Source organism: Achromobacter sp. (assembly GCF_050285585.1).
Classification (GTDB): Bacteria; Pseudomonadota; Gammaproteobacteria; order Burkholderiales; family Burkholderiaceae_B; genus Achromobacter.
In genome coordinates, this window is the sequence record NZ_JBLZXF010000007.1 from 1 (window position 1) to 12,137 (window position 12,137).

Annotated in this window: 11 protein-coding genes and 1 pseudogene; 4 read left to right on the forward strand and 8 right to left on the reverse strand. The window is 68.5% G+C overall.

Annotation, left to right across the window (positions count from 1 at the left end; all coding sequences use genetic code 11):
- The 3 genes and pseudogenes from ACN6PJ_RS11850 to ACN6PJ_RS11860 all read right to left on the reverse strand — a co-directional run.
- A pseudogene (locus ACN6PJ_RS11850) lies at nucleotides 1-809 on the reverse strand (bifunctional aconitate hydratase 2/2-methylisocitrate dehydratase); the annotation flags it as partial.
- A gap of 185 nt (nucleotides 810-994) precedes the next feature.
- Nucleotides 995-1,894: an FxLYD domain-containing protein gene (locus tag ACN6PJ_RS11855; RefSeq protein ID WP_427996064.1), complete on the reverse strand. Its 900-nt coding sequence runs from the start codon at nucleotides 1,892-1,894 to the stop codon at nucleotides 995-997.
- Entirely contained in the window at nucleotides 1,884-2,768 is an 885-nt protein-coding gene (locus tag ACN6PJ_RS11860) for an FxLYD domain-containing protein (protein WP_427996065.1), read from the reverse strand. Before ACN6PJ_RS11860 ends, ACN6PJ_RS11855 begins: the two co-directional genes overlap by 11 nt.
- 237 nt (nucleotides 2,769-3,005) lie before the next feature.
- On the opposite strand from ACN6PJ_RS11860, the gene ACN6PJ_RS11865 reads away from it, so the two are divergent.
- The gene (locus ACN6PJ_RS11865) at nucleotides 3,006-3,770 is read left to right on the forward strand and encodes a TSUP family transporter (protein WP_427996066.1); all 765 of its coding nucleotides are present in this window, start codon (nucleotides 3,006-3,008) and stop codon (nucleotides 3,768-3,770) included.
- A 45-nt stretch (nucleotides 3,771-3,815) separates the two neighbouring features.
- On the opposite strand, the gene ACN6PJ_RS11870 is transcribed toward ACN6PJ_RS11865, so the two are convergent.
- From ACN6PJ_RS11870 to ACN6PJ_RS11890, 5 genes are all read right to left on the reverse strand, one after another.
- The gene (locus ACN6PJ_RS11870; RefSeq protein ID WP_427996067.1) at nucleotides 3,816-4,256 is read right to left on the reverse strand and encodes a CBS domain-containing protein; all 441 of its coding nucleotides are present in this window, start codon (nucleotides 4,254-4,256) and stop codon (nucleotides 3,816-3,818) included.
- A gap of 129 nt (nucleotides 4,257-4,385) precedes the next feature.
- Nucleotides 4,386-5,291 (reverse strand): LysR family transcriptional regulator, encoded by a 906-nt coding sequence (locus tag ACN6PJ_RS11875; protein WP_427996068.1) that lies wholly within the window; start codon nucleotides 5,289-5,291, stop codon nucleotides 4,386-4,388.
- A 78-nt stretch (nucleotides 5,292-5,369) separates the two neighbouring features.
- Nucleotides 5,370-6,581 (reverse strand): CaiB/BaiF CoA transferase family protein, encoded by a 1,212-nt coding sequence (locus ACN6PJ_RS11880; protein WP_427996069.1) that lies wholly within the window; start codon nucleotides 6,579-6,581, stop codon nucleotides 5,370-5,372.
- On the reverse strand, nucleotides 6,578-7,582 hold the full coding sequence (locus ACN6PJ_RS11885) for an acyl-CoA dehydrogenase family protein (protein WP_427996070.1): 1,005 nt from the start codon (nucleotides 7,580-7,582) through the stop codon (nucleotides 6,578-6,580). Before ACN6PJ_RS11885 ends, ACN6PJ_RS11880 begins: the two co-directional genes overlap by 4 nt.
- 11 nt (nucleotides 7,583-7,593) lie before the next feature.
- Entirely contained in the window at nucleotides 7,594-8,742 is a 1,149-nt protein-coding gene (locus tag ACN6PJ_RS11890) for an acyl-CoA dehydrogenase family protein (RefSeq protein WP_427996071.1), read from the reverse strand.
- Nucleotides 8,743-8,988: 246 nt separating this feature from the next.
- On the opposite strand from ACN6PJ_RS11890, the gene ACN6PJ_RS11895 reads away from it, so the two are divergent.
- Genes ACN6PJ_RS11895 through bktB form a run of 3 tightly spaced genes read left to right on the forward strand, consistent with a single transcriptional unit; the run spans nucleotide 8,989 to nucleotide 12,045 of the window.
- The gene (locus ACN6PJ_RS11895; RefSeq protein WP_427996072.1) at nucleotides 8,989-9,957 is read left to right on the forward strand and encodes a Bug family tripartite tricarboxylate transporter substrate binding protein; all 969 of its coding nucleotides are present in this window, start codon (nucleotides 8,989-8,991) and stop codon (nucleotides 9,955-9,957) included.
- Between the two features lie 51 nt (nucleotides 9,958-10,008).
- A complete protein-coding gene (locus ACN6PJ_RS11900; protein ID WP_427996073.1) occupies nucleotides 10,009-10,803 on the forward strand; it encodes a crotonase/enoyl-CoA hydratase family protein in 795 nt (264 codons plus the stop codon).
- 60 nt (nucleotides 10,804-10,863) lie between these two features.
- Nucleotides 10,864-12,045, forward strand: a complete 1,182-nt coding sequence (gene bktB, locus ACN6PJ_RS11905) for a beta-ketothiolase BktB (RefSeq protein ID WP_427996074.1) — start codon at nucleotides 10,864-10,866, stop codon at nucleotides 12,043-12,045.
- Nucleotides 12,046-12,137: the final 92 nt, after the last annotated feature.

The following is a 12,137-nucleotide window of genomic DNA, read 5'->3' on the forward strand; positions in this document are numbered from 1 at the left end:
CGCTTGTTCGGCACGAAGGGGATGTCTTCGCCGGTGAACCACAGCACCGAGTTGGTGGCCGACTTGCGCGAGGAGCCCGTGCCGACCACATCGCCGACGTAGGCGACCAGGTGGCCCTTTTCCTTCAACGACTCGATGAACTTCACGGGGCCGCGCTTGCCGTCTTCCTCCGGCTGGAACGCGGCGCCTTCGCGCTTGTTCTTGAGCATCGCCAGGGCGTGCATCGGGATGTCGGGGCGGGTGGTGGCGTCGGGAGCGGGCGACAGGTCGTCGGTGTTGGTTTCGCCCGGCACCTTGAAAACGGTGATCGTCAGGCTTTCCGGCAGTTCCGGACGGCTGGTGAACCATTCGGCGTCGGCCCAGCTTTGCAGGACGGCCTTCGCGTTGGCGTTGCCCTTGTCGGCCTTTTCCTTCACGTCGTGGAAGGCGTCGAACATCAGCAGGGTCTTCTTCAGCGCATCGGCGGCGATGGTGCCGATTTCAGCGTCGTCCAGCAGTTCGATCAGCGGGCCAATGTTGTAGCCGCCCAGCATCGTGCCGAGCAGCTCGGTCGCCTTGGCGCGGCTGATCAGCGCACAAGCTTCCTTGCCCAGCGCCACGGCGGCCAGGTACGAAGCCTTGACCTTGGCGGCATCGTCCACGCCGGCCGGCACGCGATGGGTCAGCAGTTCGACCAGGTTCTGCTCTTCGCCTGCGGGCGGATTCTTCAGCAGTTCGATCAGTTCGGCGGTTTGTTTGGCCGTAAGGGGCAGCGGGGGAATTCCCAGGGCCGCGCGTTCGGCAACGTGTTGGCGGTAGTTATCCAGCATGTGAGGCCTGCTCAAAGTCGGGTTGGAAGAAGGGTTGTGGCCCGAATTGTAGAGGGAAGAGGGGGACCCAAGCAAATGTCTTATATCTTATATAAGACCTGAGTGCCTCGCTGTTGCTTAAGGGCGACGCCGTCCGGGCCGCCCCGCAAGAGGGAGGGGCCGGCGTCCGGACAGGCTGGCGGAGACTAGCGCGCGTTCGCGTCGTAGATGATTTCCACCCGGGCGAAATTCCCGCCGTGCTGTTTCACGTTGACTTGGAAGGGAGCGCTTTCGCCGGGCTTGAGCCTGGGAAGCCGGAGCTCCTGGAAGGCCGCGCCGGACAATTTGTCCTGGGCGTCGTACAGGCTGACCCAGGCCCTGACGCCTTCGACTTCCACGGCGCTGTCGTTGCGCACGCGCCCGTGGACGGTGACGTACTTATAGCGGTAGCGGTAGGTGAAATTCAGGGTGCCGGTGCCGACGTTGGCCTCGGTATTCTCGACAGAAACGGCGAGCTTGGGGCGCGGGCCGGGCAGGGCGGCGCGTTTGGCCGGCAGCCAGTCGGTCTTGACTTCGGTGTAGCGGTCGACGCGTCCCGTCAGCGCCACCGGCACCCGCTCGCCGGGGTACAGATGGGAGGGCAGGCTCCAATCCTGCCTCAGGTCCAGCGCGCGGGAACCATCGAATACCGTGATTGCCGCCTTCGGCGAGAGGGCGACGTACCGGTCGCTGGTATTGACCAGTTCCGCGTACAGCACCGGGCGCTCGATTTCGTCGAGCAGCCGGCGAGGGGCCGACAGCTTGAGCGCCGCCGGGTCGAACAGGGCGAATTCCGGATCCAGCAGTTCCTCCGTGCTCAGGCGCACGTGATCGATCACGCGCACATTGGCGGGGCTGACGCGCACGATGCGGCTGGGCGGGGTGTCGTCCTTGGGAGGCGCGGCCACGGCCGCGGGCGCGGCCTGGGCGGGGGAGCGCGCGCTCCAGGGCAGGACGTTGGTGTGCTTCCACAAGGCGTAGCCGCCGGCGGCGAGCATGATCAGCCCCAGCCCGGCGGCGGCCGGCCGCGACAGGCGCTTCGAGTTGTCGGAGCGGTTAGCGTTCACTTTGCACCATGTAATCGTAGGAGGCGACGGCGCCCTCGGCCAGCATGTCGCACCGCACGTCGAAGGCGGTGAGCGCGCCCGGCGCCAGCGTGCTGGCGGAGCCGTAGCCGTTGCCGATGCCGATCAGCGCGCCATCGTCGCCGTAGAGCATCACCGTGACCTGGCTGCTGCTGGCCTCGCCGGCGCCGTTGTTCTTCAGCAGGCCCACCAGGCGGTAGGTGCCGTCGTTGCGCACCAACTGGACCTTGCTGGCGATGATGTCGTTGTTCTTGCCGCGCGCCAGGGTGGGCTGCGATACCTGCAGCGCGTAGCGCGTATAGGCCTTGTCCGGGACGGAGATCGTCATGGGCGAGTACTCGCCCGGCTGCAGCGAGCGCGCCGGCGCGGATCCGGAAGAGGACGACAGCGAGAGCTCGCCCTGGAAGAAGGAGGCCGTGACCCGCGGCATGTCGATTTTCTTGCCGGTTTCGTTGCGCACGATCAGGACGAGCTGGCGGCGGCTCCGCGTCTGGACCTCCCGCACGTCGGTCAGCTTGACCAGCGAGGCGTCGATGGGGGGAGGGGGCGGCGGTTGGCGCGAGGTGCCGCGGCTGTCCGAACCCAGCAGCGAGATCACCACCGGCACCGCGATGGCGGCCGCGACGGTGATGGCGATCGCCGCCAGGACGCCGGGACCCGGCCGCGCCGGCGGAGCCGGCTGCTGCATGCCGCGCAGGATCTTCTCAAGGCGCTGGGCGACGTTGTCTTCGACCAGCGTCACCGCATGGCAGTGGCTGCAGCGGTATTCATTGGTGTCCAGCTTGGTGAACTGGGCGCTGCCGCAGGTGGAGCAGGTCAGGGTCACCGTATTGATCGTGGTCTGTCGGGGCGTCATTGGCGCGGGGCGGGGCGCAGCGGGTGGCAGGGCGGCAAGGATAGCGGTCCCCCGCTATGGGCGGGGTGCATGAGCGCATCTATTTGTGACAAAGTATGTGCCGCAGCGCCCGATGCTATGATCGCCGGCGAGAAAACGTAGACCCCTAGCACGCCGTTCCCCGTCGATCCGCTCCCATGCCGCGCCTCTTGCGCGGCTTCGGGCAGAGCCGAGGCAGGTCAGGCTCTTCCCCCAAGCATGAGTATTTCCCAACACTTGCTGTTTCTCGCCTGCGTGGCGCTCGCCACCTATGCGCAGACGATGACGGGTTTCGCATTCGGCCTGGTGCTGCTGGGCCTGTCGGGCGTTTTCCAGTTGGCGTCGGTATCCGAAGTGGCCAACGTGGTCAGCGTGCTGTCGCTGGTGAACGCCGCGGTGACGCTGGCGCGCGCCAAGCCCCAGGTGAACTGGTCGCTGATCCGGCCCGCCATGATCAGCAGCCTGGTGGGCGTCGGGGTGGGCGTTTCCGCCCTGGCGTGGATCAGCGGTTCGATGACGGTCCTGTTGCAGCTGCTGCTGGGCGTCACCATCCTGGCCTGCGCCGTCCTGCTGGTGGCGCGCGCCCAACCGCTGGCGCGCGTCTCGTCGCGCAAGTCCTTCCTGTTCTTCGGCGCCGTGTCCGGCGTATTGGGCGGACTGTTCTCCAGCGCGGGGCCTCCCATGGTCTATCACCTGTACCGCCAGCCCTTGCCGCTGGCGGCCATCCGCAACAGCCTGCTGATTCTTTTTTCGCTCAATGCCCTCGTGCGCCTGGCCCTGGTGACGGGGCAGGGCGCATTCATGGCCTCGTCGTTCTGGCTGAGCGTGCTGGCGCTGCCGATCGTGATCGGCGTGACCTGGGTGGCGCGCCGCTATGCCACCGCCGACTCGATGAAGACGGTCAAGCGCATGGTGTTCGTGCTGCTGCTGGCAGCCGGGCTGGGCTTGATCGTGCCGGCGTTCAAGGCGCTGGCGGCGGGCTAGCGGCGAGCCCGCCGGCCGGACGGGCTACACGCCTTGGCGGCGGCGTCAGCCGCGCTCGCCCGTGATGTAGCGTTCGAGTTCGTGGATGATGAACTTCTGTTCGCTCATGACGTCCTTGACCAGGTCGCCGATGGACAGCAGCCCGACCAGCTTGCCGTCTTCTATGACAGGCAGATGTCGGAAGTGCCGTTCGGTCATCATGGCCATGCAGTGCTCGCGGGTGTCCGTGCGGCTGACGTAATAGACCGAGTCGGTCATGATGTCGCGGACTTTCGTGGTTCGCGACGAGCGGTCCTGCAGGACGATCTTGCGGGCATAGTCGCGTTCGGTCAGCATGCCCAGCACGGAGTCGCCCTGGACGACCACGACCGCGCCGATGCTGCGTTCCGCCATGATACTGATGGCGTCGAAGACCGACGCGTCCGGCGAGACCGTCACGACGGAATGGTTGGCCTTTTCCCTGAGAAGCTCAGCAACTGTCTTCACGATGTGCTCCCGAATCGCTGGTGAAGTCGAACCTCGGTCCGGCGCCGCAGCGCGAGCCTGGGGGGCACCGTTGCGGCGTGGCCATGCTCCATCCTAAGCCTGGCGGCCCGGTTGCCGCAAGGCCTGGGCTTATTTCGCGGCCTTGTCCCGGAAGGCCTGGCTGGCCATTTCGCGCAGATTGCGGGTGGCGCTGCGTTCCGTGGCGGGATTCCACGCCAGCGAAATGCCGATCGAGGCATCGGCGGGAAAGTCGGACAGCGTTTTGTAGACGACGTTGGTGCCGGGATGGCGGCGGCCGCCGGCGGGCACCAGGGCCACCCCCAGCCCGCTTTCGACCAGGCTCAACAGCGTTTGCACCTGGACCGCTTCCTGCGTGATGCGGGGCGTGAAGCCGCGCAGCTGGCAGGCGTTGATCGCGGCCATGCGCAGGCCGGCCGCCTCGGTGGCGGTGTACATGATGAAGGCTTCGTCCGCCAGGTCCTTGAGCCGGATGCGGCCCCGCCGCGCCAGGGGATGGGTCTTGGGTATGGCCAGCGCGAAGTTCTCGGTCGTGAGCGGCGCCAGCCGCACGTTCGATCCCATCGCCACCGGCACGCGGACGATGCCTACCTCCAGCGTGTCTTCTTCGAGCTCCTGCATGATGCGTATCGACGTGGCTTCGCGCAGCACCACGGTGACGCCCGGATAGCGTTGGCGGAACGGCGGCAGGATGCGCGGCAGCACGCCGTGGGTCGCCGACCCCACGAAACCGATGCGCACCGTGCCGCCTTCGCCGACGGCGCCCGCGCGCGCCGCCTGCCGGAACTGCTCGGCATGGAACAGGGCGCGCCGCGCTTCGTCCAGCGCCGCCAGGCCGGCTTCGGTCAGCCTGACTCCCTGGCGTCCGCGGATGAACAGCGGCACGCCCACCATCTCTTCGAGCTTGCGGATCGAGACGGACAGCGGCGGCTGCGACATGTGCAGCTTTTCGGCCGCGCGATGGAAGTTCAGCGTTTCGGCGAGGACGAGGAACTGCTGCAGGTGACGGAAATCCATGAAGGCGGTCCGGATGGAGCGGGCCTCACATGATACGGTGCGCATATCGCCTCCCGCATTGGTGCTATCCCTTCGCTATCAGGCGATCGCGCCCTGGCCGCGCAGGGCGGCCAGCGCAGGCTCGTCCAGCGCCAGCGCGCGCGCCAGCACGGCGTCGGTGTGTTCGCCCAGGCGCGGGGGGGCGGCGGGTTCGCGCGGCGGCGTGCCGCGCAGATGCAAAGGCGAGCGCAGCAGGCGCAGCGAGCCGTGCCGGGCGTCGGCCGTGTCGGCGATCATTCCCCGCGCCGCGATCTCGGGAGCGTCCAGGGCCTCGTCGACGCGGCGTACCGCGCCCGCGGGGATGCCCGCGGCGCGCACGCGGGCCAGCCAGTGCGCGGTGTCTTCGGCGGCGAACAGGGTTTCCAACAGCGGGATGAGGCGGCCGCGGTTCAGTACCCGGGCCCGGTTGGTCGCGTAGTCCGGGTCGGCGCTCCATTCAGGATGCCCGAGCAGGGCGCAGAGACGGGCGAACTGCCCGTCGTTGCCCACCGCCAGGGCGAAGGAGCCGTCGCGCGTGCCGAATATTTGATAAGGCACCACGGTGGGATGCCCGTTGCCCAGGCGCGCGGGCGCCTTGCCCGCGGCGAGATAGCCGGAGCCGACGTTGGCCAGCACGCTCACGGCCCCGTCCAGCAGCGCCAGGTCGATCTGCTGGCCGCGGCCGTTGCGCGCGCGCGCCAGCAGCGCGGCCAGGATCGCCTGCACGCCGTTCATGCCGGTGACGAGGTCGGTGATCGCCACTCCCAGCTTCATCGGCGCGCCATCGGGTTCGCCCGTGATGGACATCAGCCCGCTTTCGGCCTGGATCACGAAGTCGTAGCCTGGCTCGGCCGCGCGCGGCCCGCTGCGCCCGTAGCCACTGATGGAGCAATAGACCAGGCCGGGGTTGATGGCGGCCAGGTCTTCGTAGCCGAGTCCGAAGGCGTCCAGCGCGCCCAGCCGGTAGTTTTCGACCAGCACGTCGGCCTGCCGGGCCAGGTCCCGCACGATGCGCTGGCCTTCCGGATGCTTCAGGTTGATGGCGACGGATTCCTTGCTGCGGTTGGCGCACAGGAAATAGGTGGACTCGCCGCCGACGTCGGGCGGGGACCAGCTGCGGGTATCGTCGCCCTGTCCGGGCGCTTCGATCTTCCAGACTTCGGCGCCCAGGTCGGCCAGGGTCTGCGTGCACCAGGGGCCGGCCAGCACGCGGCTCAGGTCGAGCACGCGGATGCCGGCCAGCGGCAGCTCGTTGCGAGGCCCTGCGTTCATGCCGCTTCCTTGCGCTGCAGAGCGCCGCGCAGGTACGACAGCGCGTCGTCGCCGCTGGCCAGGGCATGCGCGCCGATGCGTTCGTGCCAATGGGTTTCCGACCCGCCGGCCAGCCGCCATTCGCGCAGGCGCCGGGTATAGCGCTGCAGGTCGTATTCCTCGGTGATTCCGATCGCGCCGTGCACCGCGTGCGCGATGTCGGCCACCAGGGGCGCGGCCAGGCTGGCGCGCGCCTTGCCGGTCGCGGCCAGCAGCGGGGCGGGCTGACCGTCGCTGCCCTGGAACGCGAGCTGCGCCGCCATGCGGGCGGCCCACACCTGTTCGGCCATCACACTGATCTGTTGCTGCACCGCCTGGAACCGGCCGATGGGCTTGCCGAACTGCGAACGCTGGTTGGCGTAGTCCAGCGTCATGGCCAGCACCCGCTCCAGCGCGCCCGCGATGAGGCCTGCGTCGGCGGTGGCGGCCAGCACGTCCAGGGGCGCGACGGCCTTCACGCGTTCGGCGTCGGCAAGCGCCCACGAGGCCTCGGCGGCCAGGCTGCCGTGCACGCCATTGGGGCGGATGCAGGCGGCTTGGGTGGGCAGCAGCCACGCCTGTCCGCCGGCCTCGGCCAGCACGTAGTCCGCGGTCTGCGCCCAGGGCACGTTCGTCCCGTGCAGGCGTCCTTCGTGAAGCGCGAGGCCTTGCGGCGCCAGCGCGATGGAGCCCGCGGGCTGCGGACGTTGCGCGCGGCAGAGCCAGGCGCGCGCCAGCAGGGTATGGGCGATGGGGTAGGGGCAGAGATGGCGGCCCGCCGCCAGTACGATGGGCAGCGCCTCGGCCAGGTCCAGCCCCGCGCCGCCGTCCTCTTGTGGCACCAGCGCGTCGCCGAAGCCGGCTTCTTCGCAGGCCTGCCAGGCCTGCGCGGGCCGCTGCCCCTGTTCGGCGCGGCGGATGACGTCGGCCGTGCAGGTTTGCGCGAACAGGCGTTCGGCGGCATCGCCAAAAATGTTGTCCATGACAGTCGTCCTTATCGAAGGCCAAGTCCGCGCGCGATGATGCCGCGCAGGATCTCGCGGGTGCCGCCGCGCAGCGAGAATGTGGGCGCCACCTGTTCCAGGTAGGCGAGCGTGCGCAGCAGCGGCAGGGGAGGCGGCATATCGGGGCGGCGCGCCAGCGTATCGCCGATCAGGCGGGGGATGGCCTGCTCCAGTTCGGTGCCCAGGTCTTTCACGAGCGCGGCTTCGGTCGCGGGGCTGAGCCCGGCGGCGAGCTTGCCCGCGATCGACAGCGACATGGCGCGCAGCACCGCCATCTGGGACAGGATGCTGCCGAGTACGGCGCGGCTGCCGGCGTCTTCAGCCTGGCCGCGGCAATGCGCCAGCCAGCACTCCAGCAGCGCGATGCTGGAATACAGGCGCTCGGGGCCGCTGCGCTCGAACGCCAGCTCGGCGTTCACTTGCGCCCAGCCGGCGCCCTCGGCGCCGATCAGGGCATCCTCGGCCAGCTCCACGTTGTCGAAGAACACCTCGGAGAAATGCGCATCGCCCGCCAGGTCTTCGATGGGGCGGATCGAGATGCCCGGCAACGACAGGTCCACGATGAATTGCGACAGGCCCTGGTGGCGGTCCTCGGCCGTGCCGGACGTGCGGACCAGCGCGATCATGTAGTGCGAGCGGTGCGCGTTGGTCGTCCAGATCTTGCTGCCGTTCAGGCGCCAGCCGCCGGCGGAAGGAACGGCGCGGGTGCGGATGCTGGCGAGGTCGGATCCCGAGCCGGGTTCGCTCATGCCGATGCAGAAGAATGCCTCCGCGCGGCAGATGCGGGGCAGGTAGAACGCCTGCTGCGCGGGCGTGCCGTACTTGAGGATCAGCGGCGCGCTTTGGCGGTCGGCGATCCAGTGGGCCGACACGGGAGCGCCCGCGCCCAGCAGCTCCTCGGACAGGACGAAGCGCGCGAAGTGGCCGCGCGCCGATCCGCCGTGTTCGCGAGGCAGGGTCAGGCCCAGCCATCCCCGTTCGGCCAGCTGGCGGCTGAAGCCGGCGTCGAAGCCCATCCACGACCTGGCCCGTTCGTCGGGCTCGAGGCCGTCCAGGGTTTGCGCCAGGAAATCCCGGACCTCGGCGCGCAAGGCTTCGTCTTCGGGAGGGATGGCGGTAAGTTCCAGCGTATCTATCATGGGGCGCTCCGATGCGGACAGGGCGCCGCGCAGGGCGCCGAAGCTCACTATCCGTGAACGCCCTGAAAGCTGTCCAATATTATTTTTTTGATTTTCGATACGATATTCATATCGAATCCAGGCGCACGGCAATATGCGTTTGGTATCGGAAGCGCAAAAATTAATATTAGACGGCACCTTCCTGCATGCCTACCCTGATCCTGGCTCCGCGTCCGACGCGACGAGCGACAACAACAGGAGACAAGCATGAAGAAGGCAATGCGCCTATTGGCGCTGGTGTGCGCCGCATGGCTGGCGCAACCCGCGGCGGCGGTCTACGCCGCCTATCCCGACAAACCCATCCGGCTGATCGTATCGTTTCCGCCGGGCAGCGGCACCGACAGCAATGCCCGGTACGTGGCCAAAAAGATGGAAGAGAAGCTGGGCGTGGCGGTCACCGTGGAGAACCGGCCGGGCGGCAACAGCTTCATCGCTGCGCAGGCGGTGGCCACGGCCGAGCCCGACGGCTATACCTTGCTCCTGGCCAGCAATTCCCCGGTGGCGACGAATGCCGCAATGTTCAAGCATCTGCCCTACGATCCGGTCAAGGACTTCGCGCCCGTGGCGCGCCTGGGCTATGGCGCGATGGCCCTGGCGGTGAAGGCCGACGCGCCGTACAAGACGGTGGCGGACCTGGTGGACGCCGCGCGCAAGCGACCCGGCGAACTGAACTTCGGAAGCGGCAGCGCCTCCTATCAGATCGCCACCGAACTGTTCCTGTCCATGGGCGGCATCAAAGCCAACCACGTGCCCTACCGCGGCGCCGCGCCGGCGCTGACGGACCTGGCCGGCGGCCAGGTCGATTTCGTGTTCGCGGACTACGGCGCCGTGATTCCCTTCGTGCAAAGCGGCCGCATGCGCCTGCTCGCGGTCACGGGAGATACGCGCCTAAAAAGCGCCCCGGACACCCCGACCTTGCAGGAGTCCGGCTTCCCGGGCTACTACATGGTGAACTGGACCGCCGCCTTCGCGCCCGCCCGCACGCCGCCCGCCGTGATCGAAACGCTGTCCGACACCCTGCTGTCGATCTACGGTACCCGGGACGCCGCCGACTTCCTGGCGCGCACGAACTGGGAGGTATTCCCGGTGGGGCCGAAGGCGCTCGGCGAATTCCAGCGCGAAGAAATACGCAAGTGGGACCAGGCCGCGCAACGGGCCGGCATTCCCAAGCAATAAACCGACCAGCGGGCCGGCGGGCCCGCGCCTTTTATTGAACAGGAGGGATCCATGGCGGATCTGGTGCAGTACGAACAGAGCGCGGACGGCGTGGTCACGTTGACCCTGGACGATCCGAAAACCCGCAACGCCCTGACCGGCAGCACGATGGTCGACGAACTGCTCGCTGCGTTCGCCCGCGTCGAGCGCGACCCCCAGGCGCGCGTGCTGGTCATTACCGCGGTCGGCACGGTGTTTTCGTCGGGCGGCAACGTGAACGACATGCAGCGGCAGATAGGTCCGGAAGTGGGCGGCGCCGCGCTGCGCCAGGAGTACCGCCACGGCATACAGCGGCTGCCGCTGGCGCTGCACGCGCTGGAAGTGCCGACCATCGCCGCGGTCAACGGGCCGGCCATCGGCGCGGGCTGCGACCTGGCCTGCATGTGCGACGTCCGGATCGCGGCGGAAGAGGCGTCTTTTGCGGAGAGCTTCGTGAAACTGGGCATCGTGCCCGGCGACGGCGGCGCCTGGTTCCTGCCGCGGCTGGTCGGCATGGCGCGGGCGGCGGAAATGTCGTTCACGGGCGACGCTATCGACGCGCGCACGGCGGCCGAGTGGGGCCTGGTCTCACGCGTGGTTCCCGCGGCCGAATTGCTGCCCGCCGCGCATGCGCTGGCCGGCCGCATCGCCGCGAATTCCCCGGACGCGGTGCGCCTCACCAAGCGCTTGCTGCGCGAAAGCCAGCATGCGCGCCTGGATACGCTGCTGGAACTGTCGGCGGCCTACCAGGCGCTGGCGCACAAGACGCCGGCCCATGCGAAGGCGGTGCAGGATTTCGTCGCGCGGCGCGCCGCGCGCAAGGTTTGAGAATGGAGCGGGGGGCAGGGGGCGGCGGTATGATGGAATGCATCACAAGGAGGAAACACCATGAATGAAGTCATCGTCGCGTCCGCCGTCCGTACCGCCATCGGCGATTTCGGGGGCGCGCTGAAAGACGTGCCGCCGTGCGACCTGGGCGCGACCGTCATCAAGGCCGCGCTGGAGCGCGCCGCGGTCAAGGGCGACGAAGTCGGCCACGTCGCGGTCGGCCATGTCATCAACACGGAACCGCGCGACATGTACCTGTCGCGGGTGGCCGCCATGAACGCCGGCATCGCCAAGGAAACGCCGGCCTTCAACGTCAACCGCCTGTGCGGCTCGGGGTTGCAGGCCATCGTGTCCGCGGCGCAGACCATCATGCTGGGCGATGCCGACATCGCGATCGGCGCCGGCGCCGAAAGCATGAGCCGCGCGCCCTACATCGCGCCGGCCCAGCGCTGGGGCGCCCGCATGGGCGACAGCGTCATGCTGGACATGATGACCGGCGCGCTGTCCGATCCCTTCGGCCGCATGCACATGGGCGTCACCGCCGAGAACGTGGCGGCCAAGTTCGGCATCAGCCGCCAGGACCAGGACGCCGTGGCCGCCGAATCGCACCGCCGCGCCGCGGCCGCGATCGACGCTGGCTACTTCCGTGACCAGATCGTTCCGGTGGTGATGAAGTCGCGCAAGGGCGAAGTCGTGTTCGATACCGACGAGCACGTGCGCCGCGACGTCTCGGCCGACAGCCTGGCGACGCTCAAGCCGGTGTTCCAGAAGGAAAACGGCACGGTCACGGCCGGCAACGCCTCGGGTCTGAACGACGGCGCGGGTGCTGTGGTGCTGATGAATGCCTCGGTGGCGGCCAAGCGCGGCATCAAGCCGCTGGCCCGCCTGGTCGCCTACGCTCACGCCGGCGTGGACCCGGACATCATGGGCATTGGCCCGGTGCCCGCGACCCAGGCCGCGCTCAAGCGCGCCGGCCTGACCGTGGACCAATTGGACGTGATCGAAGCCAACGAGGCGTTCGCGGCGCAGGCATGCGCGGTGACGCGCGAACTGAAGCTCGACCCGGCCAAGGTGAACCCCAACGGCAGCGGCATCGGCCTGGGCCACCCCATCGGCGCCACCGGCGCGATCATCACCGTCAAGGCGCTGCACGAACTGCAACGCGTGGGCGGCCGCTACGCGCTGGTGACCATGTGCATTGGCGGCGGCCAGGGCATCGCCGCGATCTTCGAGCGCATCTGACGCTCTTGGAGCCGCCCCTCTAAAAGGGGCGGCAAGCACGCCGCGCATTCCCGGCCTCCGCGCGGCTGGCGGGCCGGGAACGAAACCCGGTG